Raw genomic sequence first — 18640 nt, forward strand, 5'->3', positions numbered from 1 at the left:
TGTTTCCCACAAGGGGCAGGGGCGGAGCCCCGGCAGGATCATCCTATCACCGGGACATTAGGAATCCCGAAAAAAATTCTTAAAAAACCCTAAAATTTATCCCCGCGCTTCCAGAATCTCCGGATGGCGGAGGTAGTGCTCGGTCACCAGATAGGAGATGGCGGGGGCGGGATGGAGGAGCGACAGGGCCTTATCCGGAGCGACCCACACGGCCTGGTCCACTTCGCCGGAGAGGCGGAAGTCCCGCCGCCGGACTCGGGCGGCAAAGCCGATCATCAGCATGTCCTTTTTCTCGAACCAGTAGGTGCCCGTCATAGCCAGCCGGGACACGGACAGGCCCAGCTCCTCCTGGATCTCCCGGGCGGCGCATTCCTCGGCGGACTCGCCGGGCTTCATGTAGCCGGAGACCAGAACATGGTATTGGGAGGAGATGTACCCCTGCCGCAGCAGGGCCACGTTTCCCTCCTCATCCACCGCCAGGGCGATGATGCAGGTGGAGAACATGGGGAACAGGGGGCGCTTGCAGGCGTCGCACCAGGGGACCAGCCCCTCGTCCCCGGTCTCCCGGGGGATCGCCTTGGCGCCGCAGTGGGGACAGTATTGAAACGTCATGGAAAACACTCTTTTCTCTCTATATGTCCACAGACCGGGAATTCAGGGCAGGTCCAGTTCCAGCAGGACGGGGCAGTGGTCGCTGCCTTCCACGGTGGAGAGGATCTCGGCCCGTTTGATCTTGTCCCGCAGGCGGTCGGAGACGATAAAGTAGTCGATGCGCCATCCCGCGTTGTTCTTCCGGGCGTTGAAGCGGTAGGACCACCAGGAGTAGGCCCCGGTCAGATCGGGATAGAGGAAGCGGAAGGTGTCGGTAAAGCCGGAGGAGAGGAGAACGGTCATTTTTTCCCGCTCCTGGTCGGAGAAGCCGGCGTTCATCCGGTTGGTCTTGGGGTTTTTCAGGTCGATCTCCTGGTGGGCCACGTTCAGGTCGCCGCAGTAGACCACCGGCTTCACCTTGTCCAGGGACATGAGGTACTCCCGGAGGTCATCCTCCCACTCCATCCGGTAGTCCAGCCGCTTCAGGCCGTCCTGGGCGTTGGGGGTGTAGCAGCACACCAGATAGAACTGCTCATACTCCAGCGTGATGAGCCGCCCCTCGTGGTCGTGGAGCTCTTTGTCCATGCCGTAAGCCACGGACAGGGGCTGGCGGTGGGTAAAGACGGCAGTGCCGGAGTAGCCCTTTTTCTCCGCCGAGTTCCAGAATTCCAGACAACCCTCCTCCAGGTCCACATGGGCCTGGCCCTGCTCCATCTTGGTCTCCTGGAGACAGATAAAATCGGGGGATTGCTCCCGGTAAAAGTCCAGAAATCCCTTTTTCAGACAGGCCCGCAGGCCGTTGACGTTCCAGGAAATGAATTTCATGGGCGGCTCCCTTCTTCTGACGGTGTCAGAACGCGTATTTACTGGCCCATATTATAATGCGGGAGGGGACTGCTTGGCAAGAACAGATTGCATTTCCCGCTCCAATTAGCTATAATAATAGTCTGCTGAACGAATCGCGCTGCGCCGCCCGGCCTCCGGTCCCGCAGGCGTTTATCATCAGAAAAAATTTTTAGTATCATGTCACAAAGGAGCGGTTCAAAATGAGCGAGATCCAGATCCCCCAGGGATACACCTCCCTGTTGTCCATTTACGAGACCCAGAAGGCCATCAGCCTGCTGAAGCGGCTGTTTGAGGACAAGCTGGCCGGGGCCCTGCGGCTCCACCGGGTGTCCGCGCCCCTGTTCGTGTCGGCCTCCTCCGGTCTGAACGACGACCTGAACGGGGTGGAGCGTCCGGTGTCCTTTGACATCAACGGCGTGGAGGACACGGCCCAGGTGGTCCACTCCCTGGCCAAGTGGAAGCGCCTGGCGCTGAAGCGCTATCAGTTCCAGGTGGGCGAGGGCCTGTACACCGACATGAACGCCATCCGGCGGGACGAGGAGCTGGACCACCTCCACTCCGCCTATGTGGACCAGTGGGACTGGGAGAAGGTGATCCGGGCGGAGGACCGGAACACGGAATATCTCCAGAACACGGTGCGCTCCATCGTCAGCGCCCTGGCCGACACCCAGTATTTCCTGCGCACGGTGTTCCCCCAGCTGTCCGTGCTGCCCCAGCTGACCAACGACATCGCGTTCGTCACCTCCCAGGAGCTGGAGGACCTGTACCCCACCCTGACGGGCAAGGAGCGGGAGAACGCCTTCGTGAAGGACCATCCCGTCACCTTCCTCATGGGCATCGGCGGCAAGCTGCGCTCCGGCAAGCCCCACGACGGCCGGGCGCCGGACTATGACGACTGGAACCTGAACGGCGACCTGCTGGTGTGGGACAGCGTTAACGGCCAGGCCATAGAGCTGTCCTCCATGGGCATCCGGGTGGACCCGGAGAGTCTGGACCGGCAGCTGACTCTGGCCGGCTGCGACGACCGGCGGGAGCTGCCCTTCCATAAGATGCTGCTCAGCGGCCAGCTGCCCCTGACCATGGGCGGCGGCATCGGCCAGTCCCGGGTGTCCATGCTGCTGCTGGGCAAGTGCCATATCGGCGAGGTCCAGTCCTCCCTGTGGGACGAGGCCAATGTGAAAGCCTGTGAGAAGGCCGGGGTCATTCTGCTGTAAATTTTAGTTTATCGTTTCATGTAGGGTAAGGGCTTGGTAGGGCGGGGGCTTATCCCTCCCCCTTTTTGCCTTCGGCCATTTCCCCCCGACGGGGGGAATCGTCCCCCGCCGTCCGACGGCTGCCATTTTGGCGGCGGCCCCAAGGGGCCGCCCTACGGGCGGGGCGTCCAGAGGCCGCCCCTTACGAAGCCATATTGTAAACCGTGCGTAGGGGGCGGCGTCCCCGACGCCCCATAATACATCCATAACCTAAAATTTATTTCTTGGTCAAGAATCAGGAAAACGAGGTACACATGCCCATTACCATTACCAAACTGAACATTGACGAGGTCCTGCGGTACATGGGCTGTCCGCCGGACAAGGCCGACGCGGCGACCCGGGCCCTGGCGGAGGAGAGCGCCGGGCAGATGCTCCGGGCCGTCACGCCCCGCTGGACCTGGCGGGTCTTTGACCTGGCCTTTGAGGCGGAGGGCGTCCGGATGGGCGGACTGCTGCTGCCGGGGCAGGACCTGAAGGACCATTTGCGGGGCTGTGAGCGGGCCGCGCTGTTCTGCGCCACCTTGGGATCTGGGGCGGACGCCCTGATCCGCAGGGCGGAGAGCGTGGACATGGCCCGGGCGCTGGCCCTGGACTGCGCCGCCGCCGCCGCGGTGGAGGCGGTGTGCGACCAGATCGAGGGGGAGCTTCAGGCCATGTTCCCCGGCTGCTCCTTCCCCTTCCGGTTCAGCCCCGGGTACGGAGACCTGCCCCTGACCCTCCAGGGGGACCTGCTGGCCGCCCTGGACGCTCCCCGCCGGGTGGGGCTGACCGCCAGCGCCAGCAATATCCTGCTCCCCAGAAAGTCAGTGACCGCCATTTTAGGCATATCCCGGAACCAGATCGAGAAACATATCCGCAGCTGCCTGGGCTGCCCCGCCCATGACGGCTGCCAATACCGAAAGTCAGGTGGACATTGTGGAATTTCGTGAATTGCTGAAGGCCCCCGGCCCCATTCTGCTGGACGGCGGTATGGGCAGTATGCTCCAGGCCAAGGGCCTGGCTCTGGGGGAGTACCCGGAACTGGCCGCTCTGGAGCACCCGGACTGGCTGAAGGAGATCCACCGGGCCTATGTGGAGGCCGGGTCCCAGATCATCTATGCCAACACCTTCGGAGCCAACCGGGAAAAGCTGCGCCGCACCGGAAGAACGGTGGCAGAGGTGGTGTCCGCCTCGGTGGCGCTGGCCCGGGAGGCGGCGGAGGGGAAAGCCCTGGTGGCCCTGGACCTGGGCCCCATCGGGCAGCTGCTGGAGCCCACCGGCATCCTGAAGTTTGAGGACGCGGTGGACATTTTCAAGGAGATCGTGACGGCCGGCGCTGCCGCCGGGGCGGACCTGGCGGTGATCGAGACCATGACCGACCTGCAGGAGGTCCGGGCCGCCCTGCTGGCGGTAAAGGAGAACATCGATCTGCCAGTGATGGCCACCATGAGCTATGAGGAGCGGGGCCGGACCTTCCTGGGTTGCGACCCCGCCTCGGCGGCCCTCACCCTGGAGGGGATGGGGGCGGACGCCGTGGGTGTCAACTGCTCCCTGGGTCCCCGGGAGATGCCCCCCCTGGTGGAGGAGCTGACCCGCTGGACCACCCTGCCCATCGCCGTCAAACCCAACGCCGGCCTGCCCGACCCGGGCGGGGCGGGCTATGACATTACGGCGGAGGAGTTTGCCGCCAGCATGGCCCGGCTGGCCGACCTGGGGGTCAAGCTGTACGGCGGCTGCTGCGGCACCACGCCGGAGTATATTGCCCGGATGAAGGCGGAGCTGGAGGGGCGTACCATACGGGACATTCCCAGACAGGTCCCCGCCGCCGTGTGCAGCGGCACCTGCACCGTCCCCATTGACCGGGTGCGGGTCATCGGCGAGCGGATCAACCCCACGGGCAAGAAGGCCATGAAGGAGGCCCTGCGCAAGGGCGACGTGGATTATATGCTGAACCAGGCCCTGGCCCAGACCGGGGCGGGAGCGGATATCCTGGACGTGAACGTGGGTCTGCCCGAGATCGACGAGGCGGACATGATGGTCCGGGTGGTCAAGGCCCTCCAGGGGGTCACCGACGCCCCCCTCCAGCTGGACTCCACCGATCCAAAGGCGCTGGAGGGCGCTCTGCGGGTCTACTGCGGCAAGGCCATCGTCAATTCGGTCAACGGGGACGAGGAGAGCATGGAGGCCATCCTCCCCCTGGTGAAGAAATACGGCGCCGCCGTGGTGGGGCTGACCCTGGACCGGAAGGGCATCCCCAAGAGCACTGAGGAGCGCATGGTCATCGCCCGGCGGATCCTGGACAAGGCCCTCTCCTACGGTATCCGCCGGGAGGACGTGTATATCGACTGCCTGACCCTCACCGTTTCGGCGGAGCAGGCTGGGGCAGCCCAGACGCTGGAGGCGCTGCGCCGGGTCCACGGGGAGCTGGGGCTGAAAACGGTGTTGGGAGTGTCCAATATCTCCTTCGGACTGCCCGCCCGGCCCCTGGTGAACCAGAACTTTTTGACCATGGCCATGACCTGCGGTCTGGACCTTCCCATCATCAACCCCAATCTGGAATCCATGATGGCCGCCGTCCGCAGCTATCACCTGCTGATGAACATCGACCGGGACGCCCGGGAGTTTATCGCCGCCTACGGCGACGCCCAGGTGTCCACCACCATCACCGCCGGTACTTCCTCCGCACCCGCCGCGGCCGGGACCGGGGAGCGGGACCTGGGCAAGCTGGTGGAGGCCGGCTTGAAGAGCGAGGCCGGACAGGCCGCCCGCCGGCTGCTGGCGGAGCGGGAGCCCATGGACGTGGTGGACAATATCCTGATCCCCGCCCTGGACCGGGTGGGAGCGGACTTTGAATCGGGCCGGGTGTTCCTGCCCCAGCTGATCCAGTCGGCAGGAGCCGCTCAGGCCGCCTTCGAGGTCATCCGGGAGACGCTCTCCGGCCAGCCGGGCCGGGAGACGGACAAGGGCACCATCGTGCTGGCCACCGTCAAGGGGGACATCCACGACATCGGCAAGAATATTGTCAAGGTGCTGCTGGAAAACTACGGCTACACTGTCATCGACCTGGGCAAGGATGTGGACCCCGCCGCCGTGGTGGAGGCCGCCCGGAAGCATGGAGCCGCTCTGGTGGGGCTGTCCGCCCTGATGACCACCACCCTGAAGAGTATGGAGGAGACCATCGCCCTGCTCCACCGGGAGCAGGTCCCCTGCAAGACCGTGGTGGGCGGCGCGGTGCTCACGCCAGAGTATGCCGCCCAGATCGGCGCCGACTTCTACGCCAAGGACGCCAAGGAGAGCGTGGACGTGGCCCGGCGGGTCTTTGGAAAGTAAATCAAAAGAAGAGCCCGGACTGTGTGTCCGGGCTCCCTCTTTTCAGGGAGAGGAAACCGAGTTGCGGGAAAGAGACCCGTCTGGTATAATGTTCGACGAAACTCGACAACAGCGCCGTGTGCCGGGAGGGCAGACCATGAGAGAAGATACCAATCGAAAGTCGAAGAAGGCAGAGAAGCCAAGCCGCTTGGCGCGAAAAAACGGGGGTTTCGGCCGGGCAGTTCTGGCGGTGCTGGCCCTGGTGCTGGCTCTGGCCGCGGCGGCGGCCCTGTATTTTGTCATGAATCCCGAGCCGGTCACCTTTACCTACCGGGACCGGATTCTGGAGGCAAAGCCCGGGGTCCCGGTAAACCGGTATGACCGGGAGGGCTTTACGGTGGATGAGCGGGGTCGGGTGTCCTATTCTGACAACGGACGCCGGGCTAAGGAGGGCATTGACGTGTCCTTTTATCAAGGGGAGATCGAATGGCAGGCGGTGGCGGCGGACGGCGTGGAATTCGCCATGATCCGGCTGGGCTACCGGGGCTATACCGAGGGAACACTCCAGTTTGACAGCCGCTTTGCGGAAAACATTCGGGGGGCTGCGGAAGCCGGTCTGGAGGTAGGGGTCTACTTCTTCTCTCAGGCCATCACCCCGGAGGAGGCGGAGGAAGAGGCGGACTTTGTGCTCAAGGCCCTGGAGGGGTATGAGATCACCTACCCCGTGGCCTTCGACTGGGAGCCTATCACCCCGGGAAAGGACGCCCGGACCGACGGTCTGGACGGGGAGACCCTGACCCAGTGCGCGGCGGCCTTCTGCCGCAGGGTGGAGCAGGCGGGGTACGAACCCGTGGTCTATCTGAATCAGGAGATGGGCTATCTCCTCTATGACCTGTCCCTTTTGACCGACTGGCCTATCTGGCTGGCGGAGTACGACAGCGCTCCGGATTTTTACTATGACTTTATGCTCTGGCAGTATACCCACACGGGGACCGTGGACGGGATCCAGGGGAAGGTGGACTGGAACCTGGACCTGCGCCCTGCGGTGAATTAAATCAACAGGCCTCCCGGCATAGCCGGGAGGCCTGTTGAGCTATTGTAAGATCTCACCACAGAGGTCCAGAGCCATCTGTTCCACCCGGTCAAAGTCCACATAGGGGTTGTAAATGGCCTCCAGGTCGTCGTGCATGGCCTTGGCCTGGGCCAGGGAGGACACGGCCTCGTCCATCAGGGCGGAGGACACCTTTTTGGAAAAGCGGAGGCGGGGGCGGCTGTGGCGGAGCAGCTCCCGGTCCGCCGCCGCGTCCAGCCGGATGCGGCGGTAGGGGGTACCCGGGAAGGGGAGCGCGGCGGTGGAGGTCAGGAAGGCCAGATCCAGCTGGGGGACCAGCAGATGGGCCAGCCGGTCGGGCGCCATCGGGTCGGGACAGGCCACCACGTCATATCCGCCCGCTGTGATGCCGGCCAGAAGGTGGATGAGGACCTCATGGGCCAGACCGTAGTTGTCCGCCAATTCATAGATCCGGTCGCACTGGGCCTGGGCGGTGTCGAACAGGCAGATGGGCCCCGCGTGGGTCACCGCGCCGAGGAACCGCTGCTTGATCTGTCCCCCCGAGGGCCGCTTTTTCTTCCGCAGCTCCCGGGCCAGAATGCCGTGCGCCCGCTTGGCCAGCTTTTCCGACAGCTCGTCGGTGAGCAGGGCAGCGCGCACGTCCTCATAAATTTCAGCCGACGCGCCCAGACAGCGGTAAGCGCGTTGATAGCAGCCCTTGTAGCCCGACATGCAGGAGATGATGTCCGGCCGCAGAGGGGCCAGCCCCCGGGAGTCATAGCACTGGCCTATGTTCACATAGCGCTCCACCACCCCGGGATATTTTGGCTCGACCACATGGGGGGCGGTGCCGTCCACAAAGGCCACAGCCAGCTGGGGGAGGAGCAGGGCGTCCAGGGAAGCCGGGTCCCCGGAACAGAGGATGTACTCGGTCTCCAGCCCGGCCTGCTCCATGCGCTGGCCGACCCGGCGCATGAGGGTGGACTTGCCGCAGCCGGGACCGCCCTTCAGGATATAGATGGCCCGGGCCGTCTCGGGCGCAATCAATTCCGGGTAGAGGGAATAGAAACCAGAAGGGGCGTTTGCCCCCAGAAAATATTGGATGTGAGGTAAAGCAGACATAACCGACCCTCCATATCAACGAATCTGTACCCCAGACTATGCGGAGAACGGGCCATCGGTTCGCAGGAAATGGAAAGAGCCAAAAAACATCGGAAAAACACTGATAAATGGGCAAAAATACACATTGACAGACAGAAATGAGTGGGGTAGAATGAGGGCGAAAATGAAGGGAAACTTGCAGGATGAAGGATTGGGCGGCAGTTCCTGCACATCTGACGGCCGCTTTGGAACAACAACGAGGGAAAAGTTGGAGGAAGAGAGAGTATGCGTACATTTGAGACCAAAATTCAGGAGCTGAAGACTTCTGTTTTGACGGAGGTAGCCCGGCTGACTTGGGAGGACCGGAGCCAGACCAGTGTTCTGGACATTCCGGAGAAGATCATTCCCGGCCCCGAGGCCAGCCTGCGCTGCTGTATCTATAAGGAACGGGCCATCATCAACAGCCGGGTGAAGATGGCTATGGGCGGCGACAAGACCAACCCCTGCGTGGTGGAAGTGCTCCCCATCGCCTGCGACGAGTGCCCCGTGACCGAGATGACGGTCAGCGCCTCCTGCCGCGGCTGTCTGGCCACCCGTTGCGTCCACGCCTGCCCGAAGGACGCCATCACCATCGTGAACCACCGCGCCCAGATCGACCACCAGAAGTGCATCACCTGCGGCAAGTGTCTCACCGCCTGCCAGTACAGCGCCATTGTGAAGACCCAGCGCCCCTGCGAGAAGGGCTGCCCCGCCGGCGCCATCTCCATGGGTCCGGACAAGAAGGCGTCCATCGACATCAACAAGTGCATCTCCTGCGGCAACTGCGTGTACCAGTGCCCCTTCGGCGCCATCCAGGACAAGTCTTGGATCACAGACGCCATCCAGATGCTTCGTGGCGGCGAGCACTGGGGCTATAAGACCTATGCCGTCATCGCTCCCTCCATCGCCGGCCAGTTCGCCCCTGCTACATATGGCCAGCTGGTGGCCGGCCTGAAGGCGCTGGGCTTCTCCGGCGTGGCCGAGGTGGCTCTGGGCGCCGACATGGTGGCCGACCGGGAGTCTGACGAGCTGATGGAGCGGGGCGTGCTGACCTCCTCCTGCTGCCCCGGCTTTGTGGGTTATGTGAAGAAGAAGCACCCCGAGCTGGACAAGTATGTGTCCCACACTCCCTCTCCCATGGTCATGATCGGCCTGCACCTGAAGGAGAAGGAGCCTGACGCGAAGGTGGTCTTTATCGGCCCCTGCGTGGCCAAGAAGAAGGAGTTCCAGCTGGGCCGCACCATGAACGCCATCGACTGTGTGCTGACCTATGAGGAACTGTTCGCCCTGTTCGAGTCCAAGGACATCGACCTGACCAAGCTGGAGGAGGCCGAACTGGATGAGGCCAGCCCCTTCGGCCGCAACTTTGCCCGCAGCGGCGGCGTGGCCCAGGCCGTGGTCCAGGCCCTGCAGGAGAAGAATGCCGACTTTGAGGTGAAGGCTGTCCCCTGCAGCGGGATCTCCCAGTGCGAGATGGCGCTGCTCAAGCTGAAGCTGGGCAAGCTGGAGGGCAACTTTATCGAGGGCATGGCCTGTGAGGGCGGCTGTGTCCAGGGCGCCGGCTGTCTGGTCCGCAGCCCCCGCAACCGCTTGGACGTGGAAAATCACGCCAAGGAGGCCCAGGGCCGCACCATCCTGGCCGCGGTGTCCGCCCCCAAGGCCCAGGCGGCCGCCAAGACCGAGAGCAAGACCGAAAAGGCCTGATCCTGTGCTTCAAAGCCGGGGCTTCCTTACTGGGAGGCCCCGGCTTTTTGTGCACGGATGGAGAAAGCCCGTGTGATAACCTGGCATCCGCCCGGGGAGAAGGTACGGTCAAATTCCGGCTTACTGCCCGCTGAACGCTGACCACGGCGCTGGGGATGAAGTAAGAAGGGAGAAAGTGGGAAACGGGAGCTTGGGAAGAATGGATTTACAAAGGGCGAAAAGTAAGATATACTATATCAGTTAAAAAGAACGGACTTGATTCATATTTTGAGAGGTATTTCATGAGAAAACGCATCCTTTGTCTGATCGCGGCCCTCCTGTTTCTGCTGCCCGGCTGCGGGCGGACGAGACCTGGGGCGGAGGAAACCCGGCTCACCGTGGTGGCCACCACCTATCCCGTCTATCTGTTCGTCAGCGCCGTCACCGCCGGCGTGGAAGGGGTGGCGGTGGAACGGCTGAACACCGGCGAGGCCAGTTGTCTCCACGATTACACCCTGTCGGTCCAGGACATGAAGGAGATCGAACAGGCCGATGTGATCGCCCTGAACGGCGCGGAGCTGGAGGAATTTATGGAGGACGCTCTGGCCGCCTCCGACGCGTTTGTCATCGACTGTTCCGAGGGCATGGACCTGCTGGAGAACCTGGAGCACCACCATGAGGAGGGCGGCGAGGAGGACCACGACCACGGCCACTGGGACCCCCACTATTGGATGAGCCCCATGCACGCCGACCATATGGTGTCCCGTCTGCGGGAAAAGCTGTGTGAGATCGATCCGGAGCATGAGCGGACCTATGAGGAGAACGCCGGCCAGGTCAGCGCCCAGCTGGACGCCCTGGACAAGGAGCTGACCGACATGTTCGCCGCGCTGAACGGGACGTGGAAGGAGATCACGGGCCTTATCACCTTCCACGACGGCTTCCAGTATTTTGCCTGGGCCTACGGCCTGCCCCTGCTGGAGTCCATCGAGGAGGAGGCGGGCAGCGAGGCCAGCGCCCATGAGATCGTGGAGATCACGGAGCTGGTGCGGGAATATGATATCCCCGTTATCTTCACCGAGGTCAACGGCTCCGACGCCACCGCTAAGGCCATTTCCCGGGAAACGGGCTGTGAGGTGGCCCAGCTGACCATGGTGATGGACGGTCCGGACGACGGGCTGTCCAACTATCTGGAGGGTCTGCGGAGCAATGCGAGAACCATTGTCAATGGATTTGCGGGAGAGGAGGTAGTCCGGTGAGAAAGATCAAACATGGCCGCCTGGCCACCGGCTGCGCCGATGCCTGCTGCCTGAAGCTGGAGGGCCTGTCGGTACGCCTCCAGGGAGACTCCATCCTGGAGGACGTGTCCTTCCATTTGCACTGCGGAGAGATCGTGGCCCTCATCGGCCCCAACGGGGCGGGAAAATCCTCCTTGTTCCGCAGCATCCTGGGGCAGATGCCCTATCGGGGGAGCATTACCTTTTCCCCGGCAGGCGGCCCCGCCATCCGCCTGGCTGACGGCACCGTCACCGGAGGGAAACGGCCCCTGGTGGGCTATGTGCCCCAAGCCCCCAGCTTTGACCGGGGAGACCCGGTGAGCGTACTGGACTTCTTTACCGCCGCCACCGCCAAGTGGCCGGTGTGGCTGCCGGTGCCCAAGGGGTACCGGGAGCGGGCGGCGGCCAGTCTGGCCCGGGTACACGGGGAGGACCTGCTGGACAAGCCCATGGGGGCCCTGTCCGGCGGCCAGCTCCAGAGGGTGCTGCTGGCCCTGGCCCTGGAGCCGGTGCCCCACATCCTGATCCTGGACGAGCCCCTGTCCGGCGTGGACATCGAGGGGGAGCACCAGCTGCTGGAGATGCTGGACGAGCTGCGGACCCAGTATGACCTGTCCATTTTCCTGTCCACCCACGACTTTGCCACGCTGAGCCAGTTCGCCGACAAGGTGATCCTGCTGAACAAGAAAGTGCTCAAGGCGGGACCGCCCGATGAGGTGCTGTCCTCTCCGGAGTTTTATGAGACCTTCCATCTGCGGATGGGGAAGGGAGGCGAGGCGTGATGGAGCTGTGGTACTCTCTGGTGTCCCTGCTGCCCTTTGAGTGGGCTCAGCCCGGGACCATGTACTTTATGAAGCACGCTCTGCTGGCGGTGCTGGTCATCTCCCCTCTGTTCGGTATCCTGTCCACCATGGTGGTCCATAGCCGCATGTCCTTCTTCTCCGACGCCCTGGGCCACTCCGCCTTTACCGGAATGGCCATCGGGGCCCTGTGCGGCTTCAACGAGCCCAGCTGGGCGGCGGTGATCTTCGCCATCCTCTTCGCCCTGCTGTTCAACCTGGTCCGCCGCCGCTCCGCACTGGCCAGTGATACGGTCATCGGCGTCTTTTCCTCCACCGCCGTGGCGCTGGGCATCTTCCTGTCCACTTTGGGCGGCCGGTCCTTCACCAAGTTCAATAATCTGCTCATCGGTGACATTTTGTCGGTGGAACCGGCCAAGATCGGTCTGCTGGCCCTGATCCTGGTGCTGGTGGTCCTGCTGTGGGCGGGGTCTTTCAACCAGCTCATGCTGTCCGCCGTCCATCCGGCCCTGGCCGACAGCCGGGGCATTCGGGTGTTCTGGCAGGAGACGGTGTTCTCCATGGCCATCGCCGTGGTGGTTACCCTGTCCATGACCTGGGTGGGCCTGCTGGTCATCAACTCCCTGCTGGTGCTGCCCGCCGCCTCCGCCCGGAACGTGGCCCGGAACATGGCCCAGTACCACCTGATCTCCCTGCTGGGAGCGGTGGCGGCCGGCGTGGCGGGTCTGATGACCTCCTACTACATCGGCGCATCCGCCGGCGCCGCCATCACCCTGTATCTGGCGGTGTGGTTCCTTATCACCTTCCTGCTGCGGAAAAAAGGATAACAAATCCCCAAAGCCCCACGGACCGGACCGGTCCGTGGGGCTTTGAGGTGTATGAAAAGAGTGGGTTAAGCGAGGATCAGAGCCCAGGCGGGGATGGTGAGCACCGACAGCAGGATGGTGACCACCACGCACTTGGTTGCGAAGGGGGCGTCACTGTCATACCGGGCAGCAAAGAGCACCGTGGTGCTGGCGCCGGGCATTCCGGACATCAGGACGGCGATGCCTTTCGCGGTGGAGTCCAGAGGCAGGACCAGACAGCAAAGATAGGTGATCAGGGGCAGCCCCACCAGACGGATGAAGCTGAAATAGAGGGAGTCCCGGTCAAGAAAATGCCTGGGGTCCATGTCCGCCAGGATAGAGCCGGTGATGACCATGACCATGGGGGTGGTGCAGGCGGCCATGGAGCGCACCGTGGAATCCAACAGGCCGGGGAGCCGGAAGGGGGTCAGCATGAAGAACAGCCCCAGATACAGTCCCACCAGACAGGGGTGGAGAAAGACCTTTCGGATGACCTCCTTTTTGGAAGGGGGCGCGGTGAAATAGGACAGGCCGACGGACCACATGAAGATCCGCATGGGGATGAGAAAGATGGAGTTGTACAGCAGCCCCAGATCCCCGTACAGTCCCTCGGAGATAGCCGTGCCCAGAAAGCCTCCGTTGGAGGCCAAGGTGGTGTATTGCAGGATATTCCGGCGCTCGGGAACATAGCGGCGGTAGAGGAACCGGTTCAGCGCCACATACAGCAGCTCCAGGGCCACGGCCAGGGCAAACAGTACCGAGCAGGAGCGGAAAACGGACAGGTCCATAGCGCCCAAAAAGGATTTCAGAATATTGCAGGGAATGAAGATCCGGATGGTCACATCGGACAGCACCTGGCGGCCGGCCTTTGTGATGACTCCGGCCTTGGCGAGAACCACTCCGGCCGCCATCATCAGCACAAGGGTGCTCTGTAATTCGATCAACTGGATGAGTGTCCCGGTCAGCGGGATCGGCATGAGACAGCCCTCCTTTGTTTGGCTAATGTAGCATGACCGGAGGGAATGTATCAAATTTGAAACAAACACCGCCCCCTGTGTACCCACCGGGATACACAGGGGGCGGTAAGATTCAGGGAGCTTGGTCCTTTTGGACCCTGAGGGCGGTCCGCATGGCGTCGGTCATGTGCGCGCGGATGGCGGCCGCCGCGCCCTCCTCGTCGTGGGCGGCAATGGCTTTGTAGATGGCCCGGTGACGCTGGAGATTCCGCACTACATTCTGATGGGGGACCAGCCGGATCAAATAAAACCGGGATTGACGGAGCAGCTGGTCATAGGCGGCCTGAAGATAGCGGTTGTGGGAGGCCTCGCCCACCAGGGCATGGAAAGCGGAGTCCAGCCGGGTGGCCGCAGAGCGGTCCTCCCGTTCAATGGCGTCCTGATATTCCGCTAAATTGTTCTCCATGGCCGCCAGCTGGTCCCGGGTGGCCCAGTGGGTGGCCAGACGGGCGGAAAAGGACTCCAGCTCGCAGCGGTACTCCATAAAATCCGCAAAGTCCTGGCCATCCAGCAGGGGGGCCTGGAACCCGCGGGGCGTGCGGGAGACGAAGCCCTCCTCCGACAGACGGAGCAGAGCGTCCCGGACGGGAGAACGGCTCATGTCCAACTGCTGCGCCAGGTCGTTTTGATTCAAGTGGGCGCCCGGCTCCAGTTGGCCGTCCAGCAGGCCGTCCAGCACCATCCGGTAGGCCAATTCTGTGCTGGGAAGAAAGGGGTTTTGTTCCCGGAGTGTGTGCAGCTTGTCTCGATCAAAAAGCATGGTCATTCTCCTGAGGGCGGGCGGGGGTCAGGTGTCAATATCCACCAGAATATTGTCGGTTCCGTGCTGTTCAAACTCGGCGATATAGGCGTCGATGCGGCTGGTCAGCTCAGCGTAGTTGCTCTCGTCGATAGGGGCGTCGTCCATATCCCGGCGGGCCAGATCCTCGGCCAGAATGTCGAAAAAGACGTTGTTTTCGTACTCCGCGATGGCCTCGTGGATGCCGCCTTCCACAAAGGCCCGGGAGGGGACGATCTCGCCCTGATACAGCTCCGCCAGGGCGGGCATGCCCTCCAGAATGGCTTGGCCGAAGACCAGGCTCTCCACCTCGTCATAGTCCGCGAAGCGCTGGTCGCCCCGGGTGGAATTCAAGATCCAATTTCCGATGTATACTAGATCCAGCAGCCGTCGAAACTGCTTGTTGCTCAATTCCAGGTTCATGAATGGGACCTCCTTTCCCGGAATCAGAGATGCGGTCACTCATATTATAACCGGAAGGCCGCATTTGTCAAATGGGGAATCGCGGCAGGCAGGGGAGGTGTTCCGGGAAATTTCCCCTTGTCTTTCCGGGGAAAATGACATAGAATATTATCTGCTGGAATTTGACATTCCGCCCTTTACAACCGGGGGGAAAAGCGTGTATAATACCTCCACCTGCGGCTGCCCGGGGCGGCCGGAGAATCAAAGCCCATTGGAGGCAGCTATGGAAAAGGATGTAGTCATCTCCATCAAGGGGATGCAGAAATATGAGGACGCCGACCCGGACGTCATTGAGCTGGTCACCGCGGGACGGCTGATGCGGGATGACGCGGGTTATACCCTGACCTACCAGGAGAGCGAGCTCACCGGACTGGAGGGTACGCTGACCACCATCCAGGTGGAGGCGGAGGGGGAACTGGTGACCCTGATGCGGGTGGGAGAGGTCAACGCCCAGATGGTCTTTCAGGAGGGCCGCCGCCACCTGTCCATGTACAATACACCTTATGGCGCCATGGCCATTGGGGTGAATACCCGCCACCTGCTGGCCGACCTGAACGACCAGGGGGGCGACATCGAGATCGACTACGCCATCGAGATCGACCACGCCATTGCCGGGCGGAACATCTTCCGAATCAAGGTGACGGAAGCCCAGGGCTGCGGACTCAAGCAATAAAATGCACGATGCAGGATAAGATGGACACTCAGACCGAGCAGAAAGAGCGAAAGCGTATCTTGACCAGTGGGCAGACGCACCGGTGCGGAAGCATAGATTCCGCATGTTGCATGCTGCCTTCTGTATTATAAATAAGGTGTGATAGATAAAATGAGCAACATGATCCAGGCCGCCCGGCAGCAGGTGGCCCAGCTGACCCAGGCCGCGTACGAGAAGGCGGCCGCCGCCGGCGTTCTGCCCGCGGGCGCGGAGGTAAAGGCCACCATTGAGATCCCCAAGGACACCTCCCACGGGGACTACGCCTCCTCCTTCGCCATGGCGGGAGCCAAGGCCCTGCACAAGGCGCCCCGGATGATCGCCCAGGCCATCGTGGATAACCTGGACCTGGAGGGCAGCTATTTCCAGAAGGTGGAGATCGCCGGCCCCGGCTTTTTGAACTTTACGCTGGGTCCCAAGTGGTACGGCGACGTGCTCTCCGCCGTGGAGACCCAGGGGAGCGCCTACGGAAACGGCGACGAGGGCAAGGGCCGGAAGGTCATGGTGGAATTCGTCTCCGCCAACCCCACCGGCCCCATGCACATGGGCAACGCCCGGGGCGGCGTTCTGGGCGACACCCTGGCCAACGTGCTCTCCCGGGACGGCTGGGACACCTGGAAGGAGTTCTATGTCAACGACGCGGGCAACCAGATCCACAAGTTCGCCGTCTCCATCAATGCCCGGTATATGCAGCTGATCCTGGGGGAGGAGAACTTTGCATTCCCCGAGGAGGGCTACCACGGCGAGGACATCAAGGAGCTGGCCCGGGCGATCTATGAGATGCACGGGGACAGCTGGAAGGACCTGCCCGAGGAGGAGCGGCTGGACAAGATGGCGCAGTACGGCCTGTCCGTCAACATCCCTAAGATGAAGACGGACCTGCTCCGGTACGGCATCGAGTACGACCAGTGGTTCTTCGAATCCGAGCTGCACAGCTCCGGCTATGTGGCCGAGACGGTGGGGCTGCTCACCGAGAAGGGCTGGACCTATGAGAAGGACGGCGCTCTGTGGCTGAACACCACCCAACTGCTGAAGGAGAAGTTCATGCGGGAGGGCAAGAGCCAGGAGCAGGTGGACAAGCTGGACCTGAAGGACGACGTGCTCCGCCGGGCCAATGGCTTCTATACCTATTTTGCCGCCGACATCGCCTATCACCGGAACAAGCTGGCGGTCCGGGGCTTTGACAAGGTCATCAACATTTGGGGCGCCGATCACCACGGCCATGTGGCCCGGCTCCAGGCCGCTCTGGACGGCCTGGGTCTGGACGGCTCCAACCGGCTGGTGGTGGTGCTGATGCAGCTGGTCAACCTGATGCAGGACGGCAAGCCCGTCCGGATGTCCAAGCGCTCCGGCAAGGCCATCGCCCTCCACGACCTGCTGGACGAGATCAGCGTGGACGCCGCCCGGTATTTCTTCAATTCCCGGACCTCCACCTCTCCCCTGGACTTTGACCTGGATTTGGCTGTCCGTCAGGACAGCGAAAACCCGGTGTACTACGTCCAGTACGCCCACGCCCGGATCTGCTCCCTCATCGCCCGCCTGGCCGAGGAGGAGAACGCCCGGGTGCCCGAGTCCAGCGCCGTGGACGCCTCTGTGCTGACCGCTCCCGAGGAGCTGGCTCTGGTAAAGGCTCTGGCCCAGTACCCCGAGGAGCTGCACCTGGCCGCCCGGGATTACGATCCCAGCCGGATCAACCGCTATCTGGTGGCCCTGGCCGGCGACTTCCACCGCTTCTATAACGCCTGCCGGATCAAGGGCGAGGAGCCCGCGGTGCTGGCTGCCCGGCTGAAGCTGGCCGACACGGTGCGCGCCGTCCTGGCCAACGGACTGGGTCTGCTGGGCGTCACCGCGCCGGAGAAAATGTAAACCGGATACAATCAAAAAACACGCCTGCGGGCGTGTTTTTTGTCAGAAAGGAGCATGAAGATGGCGCCCAGGCGAGAACGCTTTCAGAGACTGAAGGATGCCCTGGAGGCACACCGCGGCATGATCGTCTACACCATTGTGGCCCTGGCGCTGATGGGAGCGGCGGTGGGCTGGGGGCTGCTGCCGGACATGGTCAGCATGGCCCCCGAAGTGGAGGACCCCTATTTCCTGCCCAAGGAGCGGCTGCTGCTGCTCCATTTTGGCATGGCGGCGGGCTTTTCCGGCCTGTTCTGGAAGTGGCCCCGGGAGATAGCCTATCTGTTCGGGGCCGTGGTGGGTCTGATTTTGACCTTTGCCCTGCTGTATTTGAACATGGGAGTGTGAGAGAATGGATCTGAGCCGCGCGGAGCAGTTTTTCCGCAACCGACAGCCCCATCTGATGGATACGGCGAAGGACTGTGCCATCCTAGTCCCCCTGGTGCGGGGGGAGGGGGGACTCTCCCTGCTGTACGAGGTCCGGTCTCACACTATGCGCCGGCAGCCCGGGGAGATCTGCTTCCCCGGGGGAAGGATGGAGGGCGCGGAGTCCCCGGAGGAATGCGCCCTGCGGGAGACCTGGGAGGAACTGGCCATCCCCGCCAGTGCCGTTCAGGTGCTGGGGCCGCTGGATTTCATCGCCCACCGCGCCGGACGGGCCGTCTATCCCATCCTGGGACTGGTGGAGGAAGAGGCTCTGGAGCATATGAGCCTCAACCCCGGGGAGGTGGCGGAGACCTTTCTGGTCCCGCTGGCGCGCCTGTGGGAGCAGGCGCCCAAGGAGTACAGCTATCCCCTGGTCCCCCAGCCGGGGGAGGACTTCCCCTATGAGGAGATCGGCATCCCCCGGGACTATGCCTGGGTCCGGGGGCGGGAGACCGTGCCGGTCTATTTCTGGGAGGGGCGGGTCATCTGGGGTCTCACCGGGCGGATCACCCGGAACCTGATCCGGCTGCTGCGAGAGCTGGAGCAGAAGCAGGAAAAAGATTAACGACAGCGGTT

18 protein-coding genes are annotated in these 18640 nt (G+C 62.8%); 12 read left to right on the forward strand and 6 right to left on the reverse strand.

Annotation, left to right across the window (positions count from 1 at the left end; all coding sequences use genetic code 11):
- Positions 1–96 precede the first annotated feature (96 nt).
- Together I6E39_RS00230 and I6E39_RS00235 are read right to left on the reverse strand one after the other, a co-directional pair.
- Entirely contained in the window at positions 97–612 is a 516-nt protein-coding gene (locus I6E39_RS00230) for an NAD(+) diphosphatase (RefSeq protein ID WP_235379295.1), read from the reverse strand.
- Between the two features lie 42 nt (positions 613–654).
- A complete protein-coding gene (locus I6E39_RS00235; RefSeq protein WP_235379296.1) occupies positions 655–1416 on the reverse strand; it encodes an exodeoxyribonuclease III in 762 nt (253 codons plus the stop codon).
- 221 nt (positions 1417–1637) lie between these two features.
- On the opposite strand from I6E39_RS00235, the gene asnA reads away from it, so the two are divergent.
- The 4 genes from asnA to I6E39_RS00255 all read left to right on the forward strand — a co-directional run bounded on the left by asnA (position 1638) and on the right by I6E39_RS00255 (position 7032).
- Complete coding sequence (asnA, locus tag I6E39_RS00240; RefSeq protein ID WP_235379297.1) at positions 1638–2651, forward strand: aspartate--ammonia ligase; 1014 nt, start codon at positions 1638–1640, stop codon at positions 2649–2651.
- Between the two features lie 293 nt (positions 2652–2944).
- Positions 2945–3619 carry a methionine synthase gene (locus I6E39_RS00245; protein ID WP_235379298.1) on the forward strand — a complete coding sequence of 225 codons (675 nt, stop codon included), beginning with the start codon at positions 2945–2947 and terminating at the stop codon, positions 3617–3619.
- Complete coding sequence (locus tag I6E39_RS00250) at positions 3606–5999, forward strand: homocysteine S-methyltransferase family protein (protein ID WP_235379299.1); 2394 nt, start codon at positions 3606–3608, stop codon at positions 5997–5999. The genes I6E39_RS00245 and I6E39_RS00250 overlap by 14 nt, the downstream gene beginning before the upstream one ends.
- A 136-nt stretch (positions 6000–6135) precedes the next feature.
- On the forward strand, positions 6136–7032 hold the full coding sequence (locus I6E39_RS00255) for a glycoside hydrolase family 25 protein (protein ID WP_235379300.1): 897 nt from the start codon (positions 6136–6138) through the stop codon (positions 7030–7032).
- 39 nt (positions 7033–7071) lie between these two features.
- Here the strand turns inward: I6E39_RS00255 and I6E39_RS00260 are convergent, their stop codons facing one another.
- Entirely contained in the window at positions 7072–8151 is a 1080-nt protein-coding gene (locus tag I6E39_RS00260) for a hypothetical protein (RefSeq protein WP_235379301.1), read from the reverse strand.
- A gap of 264 nt (positions 8152–8415) precedes the next feature.
- Between I6E39_RS00260 and I6E39_RS00265 the strand changes: the two genes are divergently transcribed.
- From I6E39_RS00265 to I6E39_RS00280, 4 genes are all read left to right on the forward strand, one after another.
- Positions 8416–9873, forward strand: coding sequence for a 4Fe-4S dicluster domain-containing protein (locus tag I6E39_RS00265; RefSeq protein WP_235379302.1), 1458 nt, complete (start codon positions 8416–8418; stop codon positions 9871–9873).
- Between the two features lie 281 nt (positions 9874–10154).
- Positions 10155–11108: a metal ABC transporter substrate-binding protein gene (locus I6E39_RS00270; RefSeq protein WP_235379303.1), complete on the forward strand. Its 954-nt coding sequence runs from the start codon at positions 10155–10157 to the stop codon at positions 11106–11108.
- Complete coding sequence (locus tag I6E39_RS00275; protein WP_235379304.1) at positions 11105–11908, forward strand: metal ABC transporter ATP-binding protein; 804 nt, start codon at positions 11105–11107, stop codon at positions 11906–11908. Before I6E39_RS00270 ends, I6E39_RS00275 begins: the two co-directional genes overlap by 4 nt.
- Positions 11908–12753 carry a metal ABC transporter permease gene (locus tag I6E39_RS00280; protein ID WP_268842117.1) on the forward strand — a complete coding sequence of 282 codons (846 nt, stop codon included), beginning with the start codon at positions 11908–11910 and terminating at the stop codon, positions 12751–12753. Before I6E39_RS00275 ends, I6E39_RS00280 begins: the two co-directional genes overlap by 1 nt.
- A 65-nt stretch (positions 12754–12818) precedes the next feature.
- Here the strand turns inward: I6E39_RS00280 and I6E39_RS00285 are convergent, their stop codons facing one another.
- From I6E39_RS00285 to I6E39_RS00295, 3 genes are all read right to left on the reverse strand, one after another.
- Positions 12819–13748 carry an AEC family transporter gene (locus I6E39_RS00285; protein ID WP_235379306.1) on the reverse strand — a complete coding sequence of 310 codons (930 nt, stop codon included), beginning with the start codon at positions 13746–13748 and terminating at the stop codon, positions 12819–12821.
- 112 nt (positions 13749–13860) lie between these two features.
- Entirely contained in the window at positions 13861–14547 is a 687-nt protein-coding gene (locus I6E39_RS00290) for a GntR family transcriptional regulator (RefSeq protein ID WP_235379307.1), read from the reverse strand.
- A gap of 27 nt (positions 14548–14574) precedes the next feature.
- Positions 14575–14988 (reverse strand): hypothetical protein, encoded by a 414-nt coding sequence (locus I6E39_RS00295; RefSeq protein ID WP_235379308.1) that lies wholly within the window; start codon positions 14986–14988, stop codon positions 14575–14577.
- Between the two features lie 262 nt (positions 14989–15250).
- Between I6E39_RS00295 and I6E39_RS00300 the strand changes: the two genes are divergently transcribed.
- The 4 genes from I6E39_RS00300 (at position 15251) to I6E39_RS00315 (ending at position 18629) form a co-directional block, all read left to right on the forward strand.
- Complete coding sequence (locus I6E39_RS00300) at positions 15251–15700, forward strand: YwiB family protein (protein WP_235379309.1); 450 nt, start codon at positions 15251–15253, stop codon at positions 15698–15700.
- 150 nt (positions 15701–15850) lie between these two features.
- Entirely contained in the window at positions 15851–17602 is a 1752-nt protein-coding gene (argS, locus tag I6E39_RS00305) for an arginine--tRNA ligase (RefSeq protein WP_235379310.1), read from the forward strand.
- 60 nt (positions 17603–17662) lie between these two features.
- A complete protein-coding gene (locus I6E39_RS00310) occupies positions 17663–17986 on the forward strand; it encodes a hypothetical protein (RefSeq protein ID WP_235379311.1) in 324 nt (107 codons plus the stop codon).
- Between the two features lie 4 nt (positions 17987–17990).
- Positions 17991–18629 (forward strand): NUDIX hydrolase, encoded by a 639-nt coding sequence (locus I6E39_RS00315; protein WP_235379312.1) that lies wholly within the window; start codon positions 17991–17993, stop codon positions 18627–18629.
- Positions 18630–18640: the final 11 nt, after the last annotated feature.

Source organism: Pseudoflavonifractor phocaeensis (genome assembly GCF_021531375.1).
GTDB classification, from domain to species: Bacteria; Bacillota; Clostridia; order Oscillospirales; family Oscillospiraceae; genus Lawsonibacter; species Lawsonibacter phocaeensis_B.

Excerpts from the sequence above, each read along its gene's own strand:
- I6E39_RS00230 (WP_235379295.1), bottom strand. The coding sequence starts at position 612 with ATGACGTTTCAATACTGTCCCCACTGCGGCGCCAAGGCGATCCCCCGG.
- I6E39_RS00235 (WP_235379296.1), bottom strand. The coding sequence starts at position 1,416 with ATGAAATTCATTTCCTGGAACGTCAACGGCCTGCGGGCCTGTCTGAAA.
- asnA (WP_235379297.1), top strand. The coding sequence starts at position 1,638 with ATGAGCGAGATCCAGATCCCCCAGGGATACACCTCCCTGTTGTCCATT.
- I6E39_RS00245 (WP_235379298.1), top strand. The coding sequence starts at position 2,945 with ATGCCCATTACCATTACCAAACTGAACATTGACGAGGTCCTGCGGTAC.
- I6E39_RS00255 (WP_235379300.1), top strand. The coding sequence starts at position 6,136 with ATGAGAGAAGATACCAATCGAAAGTCGAAGAAGGCAGAGAAGCCAAGC.
- I6E39_RS00260 (WP_235379301.1), bottom strand. The coding sequence starts at position 8,151 with ATGTCTGCTTTACCTCACATCCAATATTTTCTGGGGGCAAACGCCCCT.
- I6E39_RS00265 (WP_235379302.1), top strand. The coding sequence starts at position 8,416 with ATGCGTACATTTGAGACCAAAATTCAGGAGCTGAAGACTTCTGTTTTG.
- I6E39_RS00270 (WP_235379303.1), top strand. The coding sequence starts at position 10,155 with ATGAGAAAACGCATCCTTTGTCTGATCGCGGCCCTCCTGTTTCTGCTG.
- I6E39_RS00280 (WP_268842117.1), top strand. The coding sequence starts at position 11,908 with ATGGAGCTGTGGTACTCTCTGGTGTCCCTGCTGCCCTTTGAGTGGGCT.
- I6E39_RS00285 (WP_235379306.1), bottom strand. The coding sequence starts at position 13,748 with ATGCCGATCCCGCTGACCGGGACACTCATCCAGTTGATCGAATTACAG.
- I6E39_RS00290 (WP_235379307.1), bottom strand. The coding sequence starts at position 14,547 with ATGCTTTTTGATCGAGACAAGCTGCACACACTCCGGGAACAAAACCCC.
- I6E39_RS00295 (WP_235379308.1), bottom strand. The coding sequence starts at position 14,988 with ATGAACCTGGAATTGAGCAACAAGCAGTTTCGACGGCTGCTGGATCTA.
- I6E39_RS00300 (WP_235379309.1), top strand. The coding sequence starts at position 15,251 with ATGGAAAAGGATGTAGTCATCTCCATCAAGGGGATGCAGAAATATGAG.
- argS (WP_235379310.1), top strand. The coding sequence starts at position 15,851 with ATGAGCAACATGATCCAGGCCGCCCGGCAGCAGGTGGCCCAGCTGACC.
- I6E39_RS00310 (WP_235379311.1), top strand. The coding sequence starts at position 17,663 with ATGGCGCCCAGGCGAGAACGCTTTCAGAGACTGAAGGATGCCCTGGAG.
- I6E39_RS00315 (WP_235379312.1), top strand. The coding sequence starts at position 17,991 with ATGGATCTGAGCCGCGCGGAGCAGTTTTTCCGCAACCGACAGCCCCAT.